Source organism: Nonomuraea sp. NPDC003201, from assembly GCF_053590415.1.
This window is the reverse complement of sequence record NZ_JBSFTC010000500.1, coordinates 1-5503: the sequence shown is the minus strand read 5'-3', so window position 1 is coordinate 5503 and position 5503 is coordinate 1. Positions and strand designations below refer to the sequence as shown.

Below are 5503 nucleotides of genomic sequence, written 5' to 3'. Positions count from 1 at the left end.
CCGGCGAGCGCGGCGCTCCGGGCTGGCCGCCGGGGGTGGCCGGGGCGATCACGCACTGCGCCGGGTACCGGGCGGCCGCTGTCTCCCTGGACGCGCTGACCGTCGGCATCGACGCCGAGCCCCACGAACCGCTCCCCGACGGCGTCCTGCCGGCCATCGCCCTCGACCGGGAGCTCGCCGCCCTGGCCCGGCTCGGCCCCGGCGTCCACTGGGACCGGCTGCTGTTCTGCGCCAAGGAGGCGGTCTACAAGGCGTGGTTCCCGCTGACGCGGCGCTGGCTGGGCTTCGACCAGGCCCACATCACCCTCACGCGTACCGGCACCTTCACGGCCCGCTTCCTCGTCCCCGGCCCGCGGGTGCTCGGGCGGGAGCTGACCGGCTTCGTCGGCCGCTGGCTCGCCGCCGACGGCCTGCTCGTGACGGCCATCACCGTACGCCCGGCGGAGCTGTACGGCCGGGTTTGAGGCCCCGGGTTCACCCCCGGGCGGCCTCCGCCTCCGGGGCGTCATGGTGCCGGCGGGCGGCCACGATGTCGTCGCGGTGCTCGCGGGCCCAGGCGTCGAGCGCGGTCAGCGGGTCGAGCAGGGTGCGGCCGAGCTCGGTCAGCTCGTACTCGACGCGCGGCGGGACCGTCGCGTAGGCGGTCCGGGCCACGAGGCCGTCGCGTACGAGGGTGCGCAGGGTGAGGGTGAGCATGCGCTGGCTGATGCCCTCGATCGAGCGGTGCAGCTCGCTGAAGCGGTGGATCCGCTGCCCGAGCAGCACGACGATCAGCACGCTCCACTTGTCGGCCACGATGTCGAGGACCTCGCGGATGGGGCAGTCGCCGTCGGCGGGGACGGGCACGGGAACGTTCAGGTACGGGCCTGACACCGGAGCGCCTCCTTCCCAGGCACACGCGTGTGCGTAACTGACATGAATGTACCTTCTTCCCGGTTACCTCTAGGGTTACCTATCCTTAGGTTGCATACAAGAAGTAACTATTAGGAAGTGACCATGTCTGTCTCCCCCTTCGAGACGCCGGCGCCGGTCGACGGCACCGACCAGCCCGACCCTCAGCCGGCCGGGCTCCCGACGCTGATCCCCGTCGGCACGGACGCCGCGCCGGTGTGCACGGACGGGGTGTGCTACCTGTGAGCGCGCAGGTACGGATCGACGTGTGGTCCGACATCGTCTGCCCGTGGTGCTACATCGGCAAGCGCCGCCTGGAGACGGCCATCGGCCGGTTCGAGCACGCCGACCAGGTCCAGGTGCGCTGGCACAGCTTCCAGCTCGATCCGTCGCACCCCAAGGGCGTCCGCGAGCCGGTGTACGACATGCTGGCCAAGAAGATCGGCGGGTCGGCGGCCCAGGTTCGGCAGATGACCGGTCAGGTCGCCGAGCTGGCCGCCGCCGAGGGCCTGACCTATGACTTCGACCGGGCGGTCTCGGTGAACACCCTGGACGCGCACCGGCTCGGCCAGCTCGCCGCCGAGCACGGCCTGGACGGCCCGATGCACGAGCGGCTGCTGCGCGCGCACCTGATCGAGGGCGAGACGGTCGACGACCCCGACACCCTGGTACGCCTGGGCACCGAGGTCGGGCTCCCCGACGAGGAGGTGCGGCGGGTCGTCGGCGGCGACGCGTACACCGGCGAGGTGGCCGCGGACGTCCGCGAGGCGCGCCGGCTCGGCGCCGGCGGCGTGCCGTTCTTCGTGCTCAACGACACCTGGGGCGTGTCGGGCGCCCAGCCGGCCGACCTGTTCCTGTCCGCCCTCCAGCAGGCGTACACCGCCGCCGGCGCGGCGGCCCGCTGACCGCTTTGCCCGCCCTTGGCGGCCGTTTCGTTACCCTGTGGAAGAAGCGTCCGGCACCGGGCTGGTGGCCTACTTCTCTCGTGACTGCTGGGGGGCGAGAGGATGGCGGTGAAGAGGTCCCCCGTCGCTGCTTCGGGGGACGAACGCCTTCGCGTGCTCACCTCGGTGTGCGCCGGTCTGAGCGACATCGAGGTGCTGGAGTACGCCCTTGATCAGGCGGTCGCCGACCTGCACGCGCTCGGCGGCACGATCCACTGGGCCGGGCCCGTCGGCAGCCGGGAGCCGCGACTGGTGTCCGCGTCCGGGCTGCCCCCGGCGATCCAGGAGGCGTGGGGCGGGACCCGGGACGTGATCATGCGGGTCCTGCGTGACGGGACGCCCGCCTGCCGCCCCGTCTCGCGTTCCGACCTGGACGGGGCAAGGCCCGTGACGGTGGTGGCCGTCCCGCTGCGCGGCCCGGGCCCGCCGTTCGGCGTGCTGTCCGTGCTCTGCGACGGAGCCGCCGAGCCGACCGGCGACCAGTGGGAGTTCCTGGGGTCGCTGGCCGGTTGGCTGGCCAGGCGGCTGGCCAGGACCGGCGCCGACTCGGGTACGAAGGGCTCGTGGTGGCCGGAGCACTCGGCCGACTCCGGCCTGCGCAAGGCGCTGAAAGCCGTCAAGATCGGGTCCTGGGACTGGAACATCCGCACCGGCGAGCTCTTCTGGGACGAGCCGGCGCTGATCATGCTGGGCATCGACCCCGCGACCGGGCCGCACCACATCGACACCTGGTCGAACATCGTCCACCCGAAGGACCTGCCCAGGGTGATGGCCGCGACCGAGGAGGCCATCCGCACCCGGGCCATCTACGAGGTCGAGTACCGCGCCTGCCGCCCCGACGGGACCACGGGCTGGATGCACGCCCGGGGCCGCCTGGTGCTGGACGAGCAGGGCGAGCCGGTCCGCATGGTCGGCACGGTCTGGGACACCACCGAGAGCCGCGTGGCCCGCGAGTCGGCCGGCCGCGCGCTGCGCGACATGAGCGACGCCTTCCTCGCCGTGGACCGCGACGGGCGGATCATGTTCGTCAACCTCGTCGCCGAGCGTCTCCTCGGGTCCAGCGACCTGAGCGGCCGGGTGCTGTGGGAGCTGACCTCGGCACACACGCCGGAGCTGCAGGCGATGTGCCGCCAGGCCGCCGCCGAACGCGTGCCCGCCAGCTTCGACATGCGCTGGCCGACCGACGACCGGTGGTACCACGTACGCCTGGTGCCGGTGCCGGACGGGCTGACGCTCTACCTCGCCGACGTCACCGACAAGCGGATGCAGGACGAGCAGCGCGAGGCCGCCGAACAGGCCGCCGCCGAGCGGGCCGCGCGGATCCAGGAGCTGACCCGCACCCTCGGCGACGCGGTGACGCTCCGCGACGTCATGCAGGTCATCGCCGAGCAGGTGCTGCCGCCGTTCGGGGCCGCGGGGCTGGCGGTCCTGACCCGGGAGGGCGATCACCTCCATCCGGTCGAGTCCATCGGCGCCCCCACCGACCTCCTCGGCGAGTTCCAGAACCGGGCGGCCCTCGTCCCCTCCGCCTACGCCGACGTGCTCCGGTCCCACGTGCCGATCTTCATCACGTCGACGGCGGAGCAGCGGCCGCCGGGTGCCGGCGGCGACCGTACGGCCGGTTCGCGCATGGACAGCTGGGCCATCCTCCCGCTGCGCGTGCCCGACCAGCCGATGGGCTACTGCGTGATCTCCTTCGACCGGCCGCACCAGTTCACCAGCGAGGAGCGCACCCTGCTCACCGCGCTCAGCGGGCTGATCGCCCAGGCCCTGGCCCGGGCCCGCATGTACGACCTGGAGCACACCCGCGCCCAGGAGCTGCAGCGCCACCTGCTCCCCCGCGCGCTGCCGTCCCTGCCCGGCCTCACCGCCGCGGCCCGCTATCTGCCCGGCGGCACCGTGGCGGTCGGCGGCGACTGGTACGACATCATCCCGCTGTCCGCGGACCGAGTCGCCCTCGTCATCGGCGACGTCATGGGACACGGCCTGACCGAGGCCGTCACCATGGGGCGCCTGCGCACCGCCGTACGCACTCTCGCGGACCTCGAACTGCCGCCGGGAGAGCTGCTCGCCCACCTCAACGACCTCGTCAGCGACCTCGGCGACGACTTCTACGTCACCTGCCTGTACGCGGTGTACGACCCGACGAGCGGCGAATGCTCCCTGGTCAGCGCCGGTCATCCGCCGCCCGCCCTGGTCCACCCCGACGGCACGGTCCGCGTCCTCGACGTGACGCCCGATCCGCCCCTCGGCGCCGCCGCGCCGCCCCTCAGCACGCACGAGCTGCGCGTGCCGGAGGACAGCCTGCTCGTGTTCTACACCGACGGGCTGATCGAGTCCTCCACCCGCGACATCGAGAGTGGCCTGGCCGAGCTCACCCGGCTCCTGACCGGCCTGCACGGCGGCCTCTCGGACAGCGACCTCGACCGGCTCTGCGAGTCCGTCATCGAGGCCATGCTGCCGACCCGCAGGCAGATCCCCGACGACGCCGCCCTGCTCATCGCCCGCACCCACCGGCTCCCGGCCGAGGACGTCGCCTCCTGGGCCCTTCCCGACAACCCGATCGCGGCCGGCGAGGCCCGCGAGCACGTACGCGACCAGCTCGCCCGCTGGCATCTGGACGACCTCGTCATGACCACCGAACTCGTGGCCAGCGAGCTGGTCGGCAACGTCATCCGGCACGCCAGGGGCCCGCTCCGGCTGCGGTTGCTGCGCAGCCGTACGCTCATCTGCGAGGTCGCCGACGGCAGCCAGACCACCCCGAGGATCCGCCGCGCCAGCGAGACCGACGAGGGCGGGCGCGGCCTCCAGCTCGTCGCGGCCCTCTCGCAACGCTGGGGAACCCGCTTCACCGCCGACGGCAAGTGCATCTGGGCCGAGCAGGCGCTCCCAGTGCCGGACGCGACCTGAACCTGAGCCGTCCGGCGCCTCCCCTTGGAGGCGCCGGACCTCTCTGGAGGCGCCGGACCTCTCTGGGGGCGCCGGACGGACCGCCGTCGGGCTCAGATCTCCTCGACGCTGCTCGGCTCTCGCCGGGACAGGTCGATGCCGAGCTCTTCCGCCGCGCGGAAGACGTCCTCGTCGGTGTCGCGCATCTCGATGGACGTGCCGTCGCTGGAGAGCACCTCGACGTTGAGGCACAGCGACTGCATTTCCTTGATGAGGACCTTGAAGGACTCGGGAATGCCCGGCTCGGGAATGTTCTCGCCCTTGACGATGGCCTCGTAGACCTTCACCCGGCCGATAACGTCGTCGGACTTGATGGTCAGCTGCTCCTGGAGCGCGAAGGCGGCGCCGTACGCCTCCAGCGCCCACACCTCCATCTCACCGAAGCGCTGGCCACCGAACTGCGCCTTACCACCCAGCGGCTGCTGGGTGATCATCGAGTACGGACCCGTCGAACGTGCGTGGATCTTGTCGTCGACCAGGTGCAGCAGTTTCAGGATGTAGATGTAGCCGACCGAGATGGGGTAGGGGAACGGCTCACCGGAACGGCCGTCGAACAGCTGCGCCTTGCCGCTGCGCTGCACCATCCGGTCACCGTCGCGGTTGAGGACGGTGTTGTCGAGCAGGCCGACGATCTCCTCCTCGTGGGCGCCGTCGAAGACCGGCGTGGCCATGTTGGTGCGCGGGGCCACCTTCTCGAAGCCCTTGTCACGCAGCCGCTC

6 protein-coding genes are annotated in these 5503 nt (G+C 72.1%); 4 read left to right on the top strand and 2 right to left on the bottom strand.

The features are described 5' to 3' along the window. Window positions 1-464 (top strand): 4'-phosphopantetheinyl transferase family protein (locus ACWDX9_RS59025; RefSeq protein ID WP_449972338.1); only part of this gene is annotated, 464 nt, incomplete at its 5' end. A gap of 10 nt (window positions 465-474) precedes the next feature. Here the strand turns inward: ACWDX9_RS59025 and ACWDX9_RS59020 are convergent. Further along, window positions 475-873, bottom strand: coding sequence for a winged helix-turn-helix transcriptional regulator (locus ACWDX9_RS59020; protein ID WP_350742974.1), 399 nt, complete (start codon window positions 871-873; stop codon window positions 475-477). A 123-nt stretch (window positions 874-996) separates the two neighbouring features. Between ACWDX9_RS59020 and ACWDX9_RS59015 the strand changes: the two genes are divergently transcribed. From ACWDX9_RS59015 to ACWDX9_RS59005, 3 genes are all read left to right on the top strand, one after another. Next, the gene (locus tag ACWDX9_RS59015) at window positions 997-1137 is read left to right on the top strand and encodes a hypothetical protein (protein WP_449972335.1); all 141 of its coding nucleotides are present in this window, start codon (window positions 997-999) and stop codon (window positions 1135-1137) included. Further along, entirely contained in the window at window positions 1134-1796 is a 663-nt protein-coding gene (locus ACWDX9_RS59010) for a DsbA family oxidoreductase (protein ID WP_449972332.1), read from the top strand. Before ACWDX9_RS59015 ends, ACWDX9_RS59010 begins: the two co-directional genes overlap by 4 nt. Before the next feature lie 108 nt (window positions 1797-1904). Further along, window positions 1905-4745, top strand: coding sequence for a SpoIIE family protein phosphatase (locus ACWDX9_RS59005; protein WP_449972330.1), 2841 nt, complete (start codon window positions 1905-1907; stop codon window positions 4743-4745). 92 nt (window positions 4746-4837) lie between these two features. On the opposite strand, the gene ACWDX9_RS59000 is transcribed toward ACWDX9_RS59005, so the two are convergent. Next, on the bottom strand, window positions 4838-5503 hold a 666-nt coding region (locus ACWDX9_RS59000), incomplete at its 5' end, for a DNA-directed RNA polymerase subunit beta (RefSeq protein WP_449972327.1).